A 12,603-nucleotide genomic window follows, 5' to 3' on the forward strand; every position below is an offset into this window, starting at 1 on the left:
CGAAGAGCAGGGCTTGTAAGGTAAACATCCTGATTTTTTATATTTTTCCCAATTGATTTAAGTATTTAATATAGTCTCTTCCTTTGTCATACAATGATTTAGACATAACTCTGCACATTTTTATTCAGCTGTTCTCACAAACGTTTTATAATACTTTAACAATATAAAAAGCAGTATTGGATCTACTAATATTGATAATCCTAAATTCCACCACCCGTAATTAAAGTATCCCCACGGTTCCGGCAGAAGTGTTATTACTTCATAAGCCACAATAAAAATCTCCCAATAAAGAAAATAAAATACTTTCTCTTTAATCGAGTTGTTATATGGGTACCAATTTAAAAACAAAATATTCACAGGAGGTACTAATAATGCTAAAGGAAGAAACGCGTACACATCCACGTTTGGAGTAAAATACCAATACGCTCTATATTTCAAATTAATATAAAGTTCAGACATTGTTTGAAAAGCGACGGTAAACATCCAAATATGGGCAATTTGATTTTTATTCAGTAATTTATTTACTTTAAAACATGCTATATTAAACACGAAAATTGCAAGCAATAGACCAAACATAAAAAATCCTTTTTGTTTTATCATGCGATATGTTCTTTAAAATATTCCTTGAATTCCATTGGGATTACCAAAATGGATTATTTAAAAACGCCCCTACATTTTAGTAGAGACGTAATTTAGGTATGAATTTGAACTAAGGCAGATCTACTTACAATGTCAGGAATTGGGATTGATTTTGATATTAAAACAAATTGAATGACGCTTGATTAACCACCTAGATACTACACTCAATTAATTATCTTATTTTCACTTGGGGCAGATGATATTGTAAATGGTTTAGTAGGATTTTTCACTTTTTTATGAGTAATACTAAACAAACCATGCTGACCTGCTTTCCAGGTTAAATCTTTCTCTTTTTCAAACACAAAGGTATATACATATTCTGATTCTTTGTAGCTTTCTATAAATACTAATTCTCTCTTTTTAAATACCGCAATCATATCTTGGAAAAAACTCATTTCACTATCTCCTTTAAGTCTCACAGAATCCCTCATACACGTCCTAAGGGCTACCCTATGTTTTTCTATTTCCTCCAGAAAGTTGTACAGTTTGCCTTATCTTTCATATTAAAATCAATCATTTTCTCAAGTAGTGTGTAGTCTACCGGACTTTTCCACGGAATACGTATTATCTCCTTTGTGTATTCATAGCCCGCCTTTACGATATCATCCTCTACATGAGTAATTGTTACACTTTCCGGAGCGGCGGCTAAATGCTTTTTAGATACGCTAAAGCCAATAATGTATGTGCCATGATCCGTAAACATGGGTTGATTCCATTTAATTTCTGTCTTTAAATTTGGATATTTATCTATTATCCAAGTAAGTACTTCTTCCGTTCTTTCTCTGTGGAAAGGATCATCAATCCCCGCTAAAAATTCAGCAAAAACTTCCATGTTATTCCCTCCTAAAATTAAAATTATATCGTTCAAAAGTTTGGTCTTACATTTCCTCTAACACTTTTTTAAGCTCTTCAATCTTAAATGCCCAACCATACTTCGCACCATTAAATGCCTGAACATCTTCTGTTTCAAATCCAGTTTGCTCAAGATGTAAGTAGGTAGTTCCATTCTCTTCTTTCAATGTCCATGTGACGATAGTGTCTATCGGCCCACCTACCCATGTGTAAGATAGCTTATAAGGCTTGTCTACTACCAATACTTCACTATCCACAATTAAGTCTATTTCCACATTTCGAAACTGACACTTATATCCTACAATTGGTTTAAAATTATTTACCATGACCCATTGTGCAAGTGTATCGGAATTTGTTAAAGCGTCCCATACCTTATTGATTGGACTCTTAAATTGAAAATCTAATAATAAATCTGCCATTATCTATTCCTCCAATAAATTCTTTAATAATAGCGCTCTTTCATTCCAAAACTTTTCATAAAAAGATAACCAATCTTTCACTTCCTGTAAGGGAGCTGGATTTAGTCGGTACTTTGTTTCTCTACCAATTTTACGGTTAGTAACTAAATCTGCTTCTTTAAGGATAGTCAAATGTTTCGATACAGCAGTGCGACCCATTTGAAAATGAGGAGTTAATTCGTGAAGAGGTAACTCTTCAGCACCTGCCAACAAACGTATTAATTTACGTCTTGTAGGATCTGCAATAGCTACAAAAACATCATGCTTTTGGTAAGTATTATTCAAAATCCTCCCCCCCTTATATATATCAGACACTATTTGGTGTCCTAATTATATGACACTAAATAGTGTCTAGTCAATTTTTTTATTATTGGGGTCCTACCAACAAAAAGCGCAAAACATACGCTAAGCAAATTTCGACATAAATAAAGCCGAGTTTTCCTACGCTAAGAAAATTCGGCTTATTATTTATTGAATAAGAGGGCGCAGCGAATGTAAGCTTGCTATTTTCTTCATATCAAAGGTGTATTCCCCAAGAAAATTGATATGTTCCCATCCTAATGGCGAAATATGTTTTAGTAGATCTTCTTGAAAATCCCCTTTTTCCTTCAACAATTTTGTTGCTTCGGTAAGATATACGGTGTTCCATACACTAATAGCGTTAATTATAATATTTAAAGCGCTTGCACGTTGAAGTTGATCTTGCAGTCCTCGTTCCCGTAACTCCCCTCGTTTTCCAAAGAATAATGATCTTGCCAAGCCATTCATAGCTTCTCCTTTATTCAATCCTCGTTGAATACGCCTACGTAGAGCTTCATTAGATATGTAATCTAAAATAAAAATAGTTTTTTCGATTCTTCCCATTTCTCGTAATGCAGCAGCTAACTTGTTTTGCCTTGCATATGATCCCAATTTCCCCATAATAAGCGAACCAGACACTTTTCCTTCTCGAATCGAATGGGCTAAACGGAGCACGTCATCAAAGTTTTCCTGAATAATCTTTGTGTTAATCCGTCCACGAAGTAATTTTTCTAGGTCAGGAAAATCACTTGGCTTTTGAATTGTGTATAGTTTGGAATCAGCTAAGTCACGAAGCCTTGGCGCAAAACGAAAACCTAACAAATGACTTAATCCGAATACAGAATCTGTATAGCCGGCCGTGTCTGTGAAATGCTCTTCAATATTTAATTCTGTTTCATGATGAAGCAACCCATCGATGACATGGACAGCATCTCTTGCATTGGTATTAATGACTTTCGTATAAAACGAGGAAAATTGATCACTTGTAAACCTATAAATGGTTGCCCCTTTTCCTGTGCCGTAGTGGGGATTTGCTTCGGCATGCAACGATGAAACACCAACCTGTACTCGCATTCCGTCGGATGAAGATGTGGTGCCATCTCCCCAATAAGAAGCTAGAGCAAGTTTGTGTTGAAAATTTACCAAAGTTGCCTGTGCTCGATTTATAGCATCATCATATAATCTCCATTGTGCGGCATTGGCCATCTGATGATAAGTAACTCCAGGTGTAGCATCTGCCATTTTAGTCAATCCAATATTCGTTCCCATTGCCATAAGCGCAGCCATCAAAATGACCTTTTCTTCTCCATTTGGAGGGCGATTAGTGGAAGCATGTATTAACATTTCGTCAAAACCTGTCCAGTGCGCTACCTCCATTAAAAGATCAGTAAGCTTAATTCTCGGAAGCATATTATATAAGGATAAACTGAAAGTTCGTGCATCTTCTGGGGTATTCTTTTCCAAACGATCCACTCTAAGTTTTGCTTTTTCTATATTTATTCCTTCAAGACTATCAAGGTTATTTGAAACCCATGTAAGGCGTTCAGCTAGAGCTTTCTTTCTTTCCTCAAGGTATTCCTCTGCTGATGAACGAACTGCCAGTCTAGTTTCTTTAAGATTGGTTGTTGTCCATTCATCTTTGGGAACAAGGTACTCCTCAAAGTCTTTATGAAGCCTACTGCCGACTACAGATACGTCTCCTGAACGAATATGATTTTTTAATTCCGTAAGGGCAGCCATTTCATAATAATGTCGATTAATTGTTCCTTCCTCATCGTATACATGCTTTTGCCATCGTTTTGGGACGAAATCTAATGGAGCTCCATCTGGTACTTTTCTTTTTCCGGATTCATTCATCACGTTCAATGTTTTTAATGCACGTAATAATGGTTCTGCTGCTTTTGTAGAATGAAATTCTAATGATTTCAAAAGAGTAGAGGTATACTTTCTCAGATAAGTAAATCGATTCTCTAGCAAATCAAGGTAATCATAATCCATTGGTCGAGCTAATTTTTTCGCTTCTTCAACAGAAGTAACGATTTTATCCCAAGGCATTATCTTTTCAATGGTCCTAAATGGATCAAGCCCTTCATCTCGTGCTTGAATAAGTGCAGCCCCAATATCTGCAAAATGAACAACTTTTTCGTTAACTGCTTTTCCATTTTCTTTTTGCATTTCCTCTTGTGTTTTACGACCTTTCGATTGTAAAATCATCATTTGCCGATCATGAATTTCAATTGCTTGGTCAATTAAATCCTGACTTAGAGTTACTAGGTATGCGACAAGAATGGTATATTTCTTATTTTCTTTAAATCTGCGAAACGAATGGGGTTCATAACGTGCCCCAATGCGAGATAATTGTAGTAACCGATTAGGATGAACTTCATTTATGTTTAATGGAAGTTTCAACTCCCGAATATATTCTAAACGCTCTATTACTTTTAGAAAGGCATCCGGTGATGACTGACCCGGAAGTTCTCTCAACCATGCCAATGGGGTTTTCCTGCTTTCCGCAAAGGGATCTATAAGTTTATCCAATTTGTGTCTTTGCCACGGTGAAAGAGTAGCAGTTAAAGAGTTAAAAATCCTTTCCTCTGCTCTCCGACGGGTATCCCACACAAGTCGCTCTATTGTAGTCATTCCAGGAAGGATTATTTTTCGATTCCTAAGTTCTTCTTGAACAGTTCGAAGTAGATACATAGAATTGCCATTTTGAAGTGCATGTTTCAAAAGATACTGAGCTAACTCCCGATATGTACTTACAGAAAAATTCTGGTATCCATATACCTGTCGAATTTCTTCCATATGTTCATGCTTGGTTGGGTCACGTTGGGCATATAAAGAAAATGAATCGGGATTAGCATTTATTTGTTTTGCTATATAGTGGAGTACATAGTCTGGTATAGGTTCAACATCTGTGAGAGACCACCCTGGATAGCGCAATACACATAATTGGACAGCAAACCCTAAGCGATTATGATCTCTTCTGTGTCGTTTTATAATTTCCATATCAAATTGCGAAAAAGTATAATAGGTTTCTAGTTCTTGTTTACTCATTTCATCCGGTATTTTTACAAATTCTGCTCTTTGATCTGCTGTAAGTAATTCTTTCCCTCTTGATGCCATTTCCTCCCCATCCTTTCGTAAGCAAAGACTTACTTCTTTTCTAAATATCGATAAACAGTTGTTCGGGAAACTCCCCACATTTGAGCAATATCAGTAACGGGTGTCCCATTTGCTACCAATGTCTTCAACATTTCTAATTCCTTTTTATCTAACTTCTCCGGTCTTCCTCCTAAACGCCCTCTGGCTCTTGCAGCAGCACGACCAGCTGCTGAACGTTCTTGAATAAGATTACGTTCGAACTCAGCAAAGGCCGCAAATAGATGAAACATAAGCTGCCCTGTTGCACTAGCCTTGTCCATCGTAATGTTTTCCTGCAAGCTGTGGAAACTAATACCTCGGTCATTAAGGTCATTCACAATTTTAATTAAATGCTGCATATTTCTCCCTAATCGATCTAAGCGCCAAACTACTATCGTATCACCAGAGCGTACAAATCGAAGGGCTTCTTCCAATCCTTGTCTTTTATCTTTGGCGCCACTAATTTTATCTGTAAATATTTCTTCGCAACCATGTTCTTTAAGAGCATCCAATTGTAAATCAAGATTTTGAATGCCTGTTGAAACACGAGCATATCCTACCTTCATTAATTTCTCCCCTTATTTTTAAATTTCTCTGTTTTATCGTAACATAACTTAATGTTAGGGGTAATATCTGAACATAGATTTCTTTACAGAGTTTATGAACACATATAGTAGATAGAAAGCTATAAAACTATTTAAATTTCCCTGCGTTCAGAAATTGATGAGTTTTGGAACAAATAATAAAATGTGTGCTTTTTTAACGTTGCTCAGCAATTGGGTAAGGGAGGTAATCAGATGGTTCATCTCGAAATTGTAAGTTATGCCAGAACAACATGCCGCAAATGAATATTGACCAAAGGGATTATCTATTAAAAGGGATAAGATTGGAGGGAATAGAAAATGGATGTAAGGACACTTTTGTTACAACAATGGGCAAGCTGCTTAGATAAAGAAGACTGGTTTCCACCACTTGAAAAAGTACTAGAGAATATTACTTTGGAACAGGCAATTTGGAAACCAGTTGAAGGGGCACATTCCATTTGGGAATTAGTTTGTCATTTACTTTTCTATGAAAAGAGAATTCTGTTACGCTTTCTAGGTGAAACAGCAAATGAACCAAAGGCAGAAAATAATGACGCTGCATATCGATTACCAACTGAGACCTTTCAAAATTGGAAGGAAACAAAACAAGAATACTTTTCTGTTCATCGTGAACTTGAAAAAATACTAGCAAAATCAGAACTAGAAGATTTGTATTCGTTATATATTTGCTGAATCAGCTTATGATCAGTATGAATTATTAAAAATAAGAGATGGAGTTTATGAATACATAAAAACCTATCGATCGATTGGTAAAAGAACAACATTGGTTATCTTTTTTAAACCTTCAGAAAATGAACTTCAAGCAGAGGAATACAAAAAACGATTTTGGAATGTCGTTAAATTCTTAAATGAAAACGATCCAGAACCATGGCCTCCTAATGTGCCAGAGGATCCGAATCATCCAGAATGGGAGTTTTGTTTTGGGGGAGAACCTATTTTCTTAGTTTGCCGGGCACCTTTTTATTCGGATAGGAAAAGTAGATTTACTTCTCATGGTCTTGAAATAACGATGCAGCCTCGTGGCACACTAGACGACATTACAGCAGATACGAAAAAAGGGCAACAAGTAAGGAAAATCATTCGTGAGCGATTAAAAAATTATGATATGATAGATTCACATCCTGATATTGGGGATTATGGAGACCCAACAAACAGAGAATGGAGACAATACTTACTACCTGAAACAAATGAAGAAAGCGTAGTAAGATGTCCAATTACAGGGAGAACGGTTAAATTATGAATGTTTTAAGTTATATTGTTTTAGGCCTTTCACTTTCTATACCAGTCGGACCGATTAATATAGAAATGATAAAGAGAGGAATAAAGAACGGATTCTGGCATTCATGGGCCGTTGGCTTAGGTGGGATGTCAGCTGACATTGTTTTAATGCTTTTAATATATTTTGGTGTATCTACTTATTTGACCACGCCAATGGCTCAATTGATTATGTGGATTTTTGGATTTCTAATATTAGTATACTTAGGATATGAAAGCATAAGGGATGCTTTTAAGGAAGTGACTATTTCCGATGAAGTTGAAAAAGAGACTAAATCGAAATCATTTATATCGGGATTTTTGATCGCTATATCCAATCCGTTAAATATTATTTTTTGGATTGGTATTTATGGCTCAGTTCTTACAACAACTTTAAATACCATAGGTACAGGACAAGCTTTACTTTATAGCAGTGCTATTTTTGTTGGAATTGCTGCTTGGGATTTAACTGTTGCAACATCAGTTAACTTTGGACGGAAATTTGCTAATCAGCGATTTTTAAAATGGTTATCAGTTATTGCTGGCCTAGTTTTAATAGGGTTTGGTGTAAGCTTTGGCTATAGGGCAATTAAAAGTTTACTACTTATTATGAATTAGGTACTTATTAAAATTAGAAACCACCTGATTTTTCTGAACTGCACCCCAATTGTTAGACACAAACTAACAGTTGGAGGTGCAGTTTTTATATGTCTAAATTTAATATAGAGGAAAAAATAGAAGCAGTTATTCGTTATCTACAGGGAACGGAGGGGGTAAAATTTATTGCGAAATCCATAGGGGTACATCATACAGTCTTATTAAATTGGATAAAACAATATGAATATCATGGTGCCGATGCTTTAATAAAACCCTATACATCTTATACAACACAGTTTAAACTAGACGTACTGAATTATATGAGAGAGACAGGGACGTCTATAAGGGAAACTGCTGCAATATTTAACATTGCAACACATAGTACCATTCTAAAATGGCAAAAAGGTTTTGAATTACATGGAATTGACGCCCTGAAACCAACACAAAAGGGGCGCCCACCAATGAAAAAGGAAACAAATAAACCTCAACCAGTAGAAGGGTCTGAAGAGGCATTACGAGCTGAAAATGAACGTTTACGGATGGAGAATGCTTACTTAAAAAAGTTACATGCCTTAATTCAAGAAAAGGAAAAACTACAGAACAGGACAAAGCGCAAATAATTTATGAATTAAGGCAAGAATTTAAAGTGATTGATCTAGTAAAGGTCGCTGGTATTGCGCGTAGTACGTATTACTATTGGGTAAAACAAATGGATCGCCCAGATAAATATAAGGAAGTTAAAGAGTTAATTCAGGAGATTTTTGATGAACATCAGGGACGATATGGATATCGTCGGATCACATTAGAATTACATAACCGAGGCATCAAAATAAATCATAAAACAGTCCGCCGTCTTATGAATGAGATGGGATTAAAGTGTCTTGTGCGTATGAAAAAATATCGTTCCTACCGTGGGCAAGTAGGGAAAATAGCCCCAAATATTTTGGAACGTGATTTTAAAGCATCGAAACCAAACGAAAAGTGGGTAACGGATGTAACAGAATTCCATCTACACGGGGAGAAGCTATATTTGTCCCCCGTTCTAGATTTATTCAACGGAGAAATCATCGCTTATAACATAGAAAAGCGTCCTGTTTATCTACTTGTTTCGAAAATGCTGGACAAAGCTTTTGAGCATTTGAAAGAGGGTGACACCCCTATCCTCCATTCGGATCAAGGTTGGCATTATCAAATGAAGAAGTACCAACATGCTTTAAAGAAACATGAGATTACTCAAAGTATGTCACGTAAGGGGAATTGTTTAGATAACGCAGTCATGGAGAATTTCTTTGGCTTATTAAAGTCTGAATTACTCTATTTAAAAGAATTTGAGAGTATGGAGCATTTTAAAGAAGAATTAGAGAATTACATTCACTACTATAACCACAAACGGATTAAGACAAAATTAAAAGGCATGAGTCCGGTGCAATATCGAACTCATGCCCTAGTAGCTGCCTAAATCCCGTGTCTAACTTTTTGGGTTCAGATCACTTCTGGGTGGTTTTCTTCTGTATCCATTAAAGTTTATAATATCAGCAAATGTTTATTACGGGATTTGGTTACATTGCTACATAGACCCCAATTTCTCCCCTTATTATTTACCAATAATAACCATATACTTTGCGGGTGGTGTCAGCTACGCTGGTACTACCCCTACCCCTACCCTTAAAACTAAAGCCCATACTTTTGTATAAGGGTTCACCATCTTTAGAAGCATGTAACCAAATTCTTTTTACATCTCTGTTCTTACATTCTTCAATGCATTTCTCAAGTAATTGTTTAGCCAATCCTTGTTTTCTATAAGTGGGTAAGGTATACATGTTAAGTATATAAGCTTCTACACCTTGTAAATTCTCTAAATACGGAGGTCTTTTAAAAAAGGATACTCCATTTACACTTACAACTTCCTTATCATTTTTTGCTATGTAAGAAACAAAATTATGATTGGAGATTTCAGTTTTTAAATAGTTTTTGGTAGCATGTATGATCTGATTTTCTTCTTCCTCTGTTTGAATTTCATTTACCTCTTTAAGCAAAGCTACCCTTAATTTAATAATCTGGTTGATATCTGAGATTGATGCTTTATCCACGCTATATAATTTTTTCATGCTTCTTCTCCCCTTACAGAAAAATACAATTAATATTTATAATTGCACTAGTGTTGCATAAATGTTGTTAGAATATTCAGTTTAAATATGTCCCCTGTTAAGAGCCAAAAAAGTAAATACCCAACTAAAGGTGGATCCATCCATTTGGAAATTTTTTACAATTAGACTTAAGAGACGACGACAATTTGTTTATTAAGGAATGGTTTTTCCTTCAATCTTTCGAAGCCAAATATGTGCTGGTTTCCACAAAGCTGCCCGTAAATATCGGCTAATTTGTAGGGTTTTTCGTTTACTTTTTGTCTCGATTTGTGCGAGAACATGCAGGCAAAAAACAATAAGTGCGATAAACACTTGATTCTGAATTGCCCATTCGCTTTGGCCGTAAAACTTTTTGATATGGAGATGTTGTTTAATCCATTTGAAAAATAACTCAATCGCCCAGCGTGATTTATACATCTTTGAGATTTCTTCAGCACTTAAATCAAAACGATTTGTGATTAAATGAAGCTCATTTCCTTTTGAATCAATCACTTTTAGAAGACGAAAGTAATTTTCGGCACGGTTTTGCGTCGTACCAATCAACACCATTTGATCCGACAAAACAGATGTATTCTCGGGTAGTTTAAAATCGTAAACCTCCCGTATGACTGCGTTTTTTCGCAGCCTAGAAAGGAAAAAGTAGCCGTCATCTGTCATCCGATCAAAGCGTTCGTAGTCTAAGTAACCACGGTCAAACACATACATACATTCCTTGTCATCAACCATTACTTCAAGCTGACCGCGGTCATGTTCTTTGGCCGTTGTCATAATGGCCTTTTCGGGATAGGATATACCTTTTTCCATAAACACAAGGCGTAAGTGCAATTTAACACCCGCTTTTGTTTTGCGGAATTTTGCCCATTTATGATTAGTCAAATTGAGAGGCAATGTGCTTGAATCAATGATTTTTAATGGCATCACAAGTTTCGTGTTGTGCGTTTTGGCATGAATTTGTGAAACTAAATCAAGGAAAAGCTTTTGGAATAAGTCTGGATTCATGCCATTTAAACGGCGTGAGAGTTGGGAAATACTGATAGAATCAAGATCAATGCCCTTTTGCAGTTGATCATCGAAAAGACAATCGCTCAGCGCATGCAGACTTTCGACTTCTTCTAGCTGCGCAAAAAGTAATAATTTTAGAAATGACTCTGTCGTTAGTTTTTTCGTATAGAAATCTAATTTCAACGTTTTCACGTTTTCTTCAAATAATTGAAGATTTATTGGTGAAAACCATTGTCCAAATGAAGTTTTTCGTGTAATCTTGTCCATGCGATAGTCCTTTTTAGTGGATTTGGACGGGTTACCACCTAACTTATCCATTATAAAGGACTTTTTCTTTGCATAAAATGATAAAATTGAACATTTCAAGTATTTTTAATAGTTAAATTAAATTAACGCAACACTAGTGTTATAATTGTACTTGCAAGCATTTACTGTGTCGAGATAATAGATAATTCTAGTTATCTTATTGATTCTTTAAATGATTTCCTATAACAGTGATTATATTAAGTTACATTGCAAATAAACAAAAGAACAGGATTAGATAGTAACTAATCCTGTTCTTTTATTAGCTTTGAGCTTTTGTGATATATGTTTTCACTGAAGGAGGTTGATATGTATTGAATTGATCTAATAAACCTTGTGGTTTTGTATCTACAAGAGCCATAGAACGATATTTTTCCTGTAGAAATTGCTCTTCTGTCATGTGATTAAATAAAGAAATAAGTGGTGTGTAATAATCATTAATATTCAACAATCCGCAAGGCTTCTGATGTAGCCCTAACTGAGCCCATGTGAAAATCTCAAAGAATTCTTCTAATGTACCTGGACCACCTGGTAATGTAATGAATCCATCTACAAGTTCGGCCATCTTGGCTTTTCTGTCGTGCATAGATTCAACAACGATAAGCTCTGACAGGTTTTTATGAGAAATTTCTCTTTCTTCAAGGAAAGTAGGCATGACACCAATGACATGTCCGCCAGCTTCTAACACAGCATCAGCCACAGCACCCATTACTCCAACACTTGCTCCACCATATACAAGCGAAATATTACGTTTAGCAAGTTCTTTTCCTAGATCCCTTGCACCTTGAATATAAAGGTCAGATGCTCCATTACTTGATCCACAAAATACAGCTATTCTTTTCATAAAGATCCCCTCCTATGTAGTCACCGTTATTGATTATACATAATAATGGATGATTTGGTAAACTTAGTTGAAGTTAAAAAAGGAAGGTGGAACCATTCAATGAACGTAACAGAATTTCAACAGTGGGTAAAGGACTACTACAAAATGAGAGGTTGGTCAGATTTAGATATCTTTATTCGAATTGGTTTTCTGGCTGAAGAAACAGGTGAAGTAGCACGAGCTATTAGGGCTTTAGAAATTGGAAGAGATCGACCAGACGAAGTAGTTGGAACTTTAGAAGAAAATAAGAAAGAATTAACGGAAGAACTAGGAGACGTGTTAGGTAACTTGATTGTTATTGCTAACAAATATGATATTTCATTAGAAGAAATATTCAGATCACATAAAGAGAAGCTTGCAGAACGTTATTCTACTAGATAAATATAGATATGATAAAAGAAGGGAAAGTGAAGTCGTTT

Annotated in this window: 13 protein-coding genes and 2 pseudogenes; 5 read left to right on the forward strand and 10 right to left on the reverse strand. The window is 35.7% G+C overall.

What is annotated here, in order from left to right:
• Positions 1 to 120: 120 nt before the first annotated feature.
• From NST60_RS07820 to NST60_RS07850, 7 genes and pseudogenes are all read right to left on the reverse strand, one after another.
• On the reverse strand, positions 121 to 600 hold the full coding sequence (locus NST60_RS07820; protein WP_169187819.1) for a hypothetical protein: 480 nt from the start codon (positions 598 to 600) through the stop codon (positions 121 to 123).
• A 212-nt stretch (positions 601 to 812) separates the two neighbouring features.
• Positions 813 to 1,034, reverse strand: a pseudogene (locus tag NST60_RS07825) (FAD-dependent oxidoreductase); the annotation flags it as partial.
• Positions 1,035 to 1,099: 65 nt separating this feature from the next.
• Positions 1,100 to 1,471 carry an iron chaperone gene (locus NST60_RS07830; protein WP_169187817.1) on the reverse strand — a complete coding sequence of 124 codons (372 nt, stop codon included), beginning with the start codon at positions 1,469 to 1,471 and terminating at the stop codon, positions 1,100 to 1,102.
• Positions 1,472 to 1,517: 46 nt separating this feature from the next.
• Positions 1,518 to 1,910 carry an SRPBCC family protein gene (locus NST60_RS07835; RefSeq protein WP_205835567.1) on the reverse strand — a complete coding sequence of 131 codons (393 nt, stop codon included), beginning with the start codon at positions 1,908 to 1,910 and terminating at the stop codon, positions 1,518 to 1,520.
• Positions 1,911 to 1,913: 3 nt separating this feature from the next.
• A complete protein-coding gene (locus tag NST60_RS07840) occupies positions 1,914 to 2,234 on the reverse strand; it encodes an ArsR/SmtB family transcription factor (RefSeq protein WP_016202199.1) in 321 nt (106 codons plus the stop codon).
• A 183-nt stretch (positions 2,235 to 2,417) separates the two neighbouring features.
• On the reverse strand, positions 2,418 to 5,375 hold the full coding sequence (locus NST60_RS07845; RefSeq protein WP_169187816.1) for a Tn3 family transposase: 2,958 nt from the start codon (positions 5,373 to 5,375) through the stop codon (positions 2,418 to 2,420).
• 29 nt (positions 5,376 to 5,404) lie between these two features.
• Positions 5,405 to 5,959 carry a recombinase family protein gene (locus tag NST60_RS07850; RefSeq protein WP_108072856.1) on the reverse strand — a complete coding sequence of 185 codons (555 nt, stop codon included), beginning with the start codon at positions 5,957 to 5,959 and terminating at the stop codon, positions 5,405 to 5,407.
• Between the two features lie 336 nt (positions 5,960 to 6,295).
• On the opposite strand from NST60_RS07850, the gene NST60_RS07855 reads away from it, so the two are divergent.
• From NST60_RS07855 to NST60_RS07870, 4 genes and pseudogenes are all read left to right on the forward strand, one after another.
• The gene (locus NST60_RS07855) at positions 6,296 to 6,670 is read left to right on the forward strand and encodes a DinB family protein (RefSeq protein WP_341098580.1); all 375 of its coding nucleotides are present in this window, start codon (positions 6,296 to 6,298) and stop codon (positions 6,668 to 6,670) included.
• Positions 6,654 to 7,238, forward strand: a pseudogene (locus tag NST60_RS07860) (YqcI/YcgG family protein); the annotation flags it as partial. The gene NST60_RS07855 and the pseudogene NST60_RS07860, both read left to right, overlap by 17 nt.
• Positions 7,235 to 7,870, forward strand: coding sequence for a LysE family translocator (locus NST60_RS07865; RefSeq protein ID WP_066235756.1), 636 nt, complete (start codon positions 7,235 to 7,237; stop codon positions 7,868 to 7,870). The pseudogene NST60_RS07860 and the gene NST60_RS07865, both read left to right, overlap by 4 nt.
• A gap of 89 nt (positions 7,871 to 7,959) precedes the next feature.
• A protein-coding gene (locus NST60_RS07870) for an IS3 family transposase (RefSeq protein ID WP_095259293.1) occupies positions 7,960 to 9,308 on the forward strand; the annotation gives its coding sequence in 2 pieces (ribosomal slippage) (positions 7,960 to 8,416 and positions 8,416 to 9,308; 1,350 coding nt in all).
• Between the two features lie 139 nt (positions 9,309 to 9,447).
• Here the strand turns inward: NST60_RS07870 and NST60_RS07875 are convergent.
• The 3 genes from NST60_RS07875 to NST60_RS07885 form a co-directional block, all read right to left on the reverse strand.
• Entirely contained in the window at positions 9,448 to 9,957 is a 510-nt protein-coding gene (locus NST60_RS07875; RefSeq protein ID WP_169187814.1) for a GNAT family N-acetyltransferase, read from the reverse strand.
• A 192-nt stretch (positions 9,958 to 10,149) separates the two neighbouring features.
• The gene (locus NST60_RS07880) at positions 10,150 to 11,265 is read right to left on the reverse strand and encodes an IS4 family transposase (RefSeq protein ID WP_100525938.1); all 1,116 of its coding nucleotides are present in this window, start codon (positions 11,263 to 11,265) and stop codon (positions 10,150 to 10,152) included.
• A gap of 298 nt (positions 11,266 to 11,563) precedes the next feature.
• The gene (locus tag NST60_RS07885) at positions 11,564 to 12,145 is read right to left on the reverse strand and encodes an LOG family protein (protein WP_025911950.1); all 582 of its coding nucleotides are present in this window, start codon (positions 12,143 to 12,145) and stop codon (positions 11,564 to 11,566) included.
• A gap of 99 nt (positions 12,146 to 12,244) precedes the next feature.
• Between NST60_RS07885 and NST60_RS07890 the strand changes: the two genes are divergently transcribed.
• Positions 12,245 to 12,565, forward strand: a complete 321-nt coding sequence (locus tag NST60_RS07890; protein WP_025911952.1) for a MazG nucleotide pyrophosphohydrolase domain-containing protein — start codon at positions 12,245 to 12,247, stop codon at positions 12,563 to 12,565.
• Positions 12,566 to 12,603 lie beyond the last annotated feature (38 nt).

Source organism: Niallia sp. FSL W8-1348 (assembly GCF_038006745.1).
Classification (GTDB): domain Bacteria; phylum Bacillota; class Bacilli; order Bacillales; family Cytobacillaceae; genus Niallia; species Niallia alba.

Coding starts and splice junctions, on each gene's coding strand:
- NST60_RS07820 (WP_169187819.1), bottom strand. CDS start 600: ATGATAAAACAAAAAGGATTTTTTATGTTTGGTCTATTGCTTGCAATT.
- NST60_RS07830 (WP_169187817.1), bottom strand. CDS start 1,471: ATGGAAGTTTTTGCTGAATTTTTAGCGGGGATTGATGATCCTTTCCAC.
- NST60_RS07835 (WP_205835567.1), bottom strand. CDS start 1,910: ATGGCAGATTTATTATTAGATTTTCAATTTAAGAGTCCAATCAATAAG.
- NST60_RS07845 (WP_169187816.1), bottom strand. CDS start 5,375: ATGGCATCAAGAGGGAAAGAATTACTTACAGCAGATCAAAGAGCAGAA.
- NST60_RS07850 (WP_108072856.1), bottom strand. CDS start 5,959: ATGAAGGTAGGATATGCTCGTGTTTCAACAGGCATTCAAAATCTTGAT.
- NST60_RS07855 (WP_341098580.1), top strand. CDS start 6,296: ATGGATGTAAGGACACTTTTGTTACAACAATGGGCAAGCTGCTTAGAT.
- NST60_RS07865 (WP_066235756.1), top strand. CDS start 7,235: ATGAATGTTTTAAGTTATATTGTTTTAGGCCTTTCACTTTCTATACCA.
- NST60_RS07875 (WP_169187814.1), bottom strand. CDS start 9,957: ATGAAAAAATTATATAGCGTGGATAAAGCATCAATCTCAGATATCAAC.
- NST60_RS07880 (WP_100525938.1), bottom strand. CDS start 11,265: ATGGACAAGATTACACGAAAAACTTCATTTGGACAATGGTTTTCACCA.
- NST60_RS07885 (WP_025911950.1), bottom strand. CDS start 12,145: ATGAAAAGAATAGCTGTATTTTGTGGATCAAGTAATGGAGCATCTGAC.
- NST60_RS07890 (WP_025911952.1), top strand. CDS start 12,245: ATGAACGTAACAGAATTTCAACAGTGGGTAAAGGACTACTACAAAATG.